Consider the following 555-nt stretch of genomic DNA (forward strand, 5'->3'; position numbering starts at 1 on the left):
GTCACCGCCTACTGCCGCCTCGCGGCCAAGGACTGCGAGCTGGCGGCCGGCCCGCTGACGGAGGCGGCGGCGGCGGCGCTGGGCGGCACCTTCCTGCACACCGAGGTGGTGGACAAAGGCCTGCAGCTGGCCGTCAGCCTGACCAAGATGCTGGCCATGGCCGGCACCGCGGTGGCGGAGTCTGTGCAGCCGCGCGATGCGCGGGAGTACCTGATGAGGCGCGCCGTGTTTGAGCACGCGCACGCGGCCATGGCGGGTGCGGGCGCGGCGCTGGCGGAGCTGGCGGCCGTCATCCCGGCGGAGCGCTCGCCCGCGCTGGCGCACGCGGCGCCGGTGGCGGAGTTCCTGCGCGACAAGGCGGCGGCGGACTTCAAGAACAAGCACGAGCTGGTGCGGTGCTCGGTGGGCATGATGGACCTGGTGCTGCAGCCCGTCGTGCGCCTGGTGCGGCGCGCGCACACGGCGGAGCTGGGCGTGTGCAGCATGGTGAACGAGCTGACCATGCCCAAGCGCGAGATGGACTCCTCGCACTGCTGGGGCTACCTGGAGGGCGAG

The 555-nt window shown here is 73.2% G+C and carries 1 protein-coding gene; it reads left to right on the plus strand.

Annotation, left to right across the window (positions count from 1 at the left end; all coding sequences use genetic code 11):
• The coding region (locus ACK41V_RS23830; protein WP_409786191.1) for a hypothetical protein at positions 1–555 on the plus strand (555 nt) is incomplete at both ends.

The organism is Acidovorax sp., assembly GCF_046291265.1.
GTDB lineage: Bacteria > Pseudomonadota > Gammaproteobacteria > Burkholderiales > Burkholderiaceae_C > Acidovorax.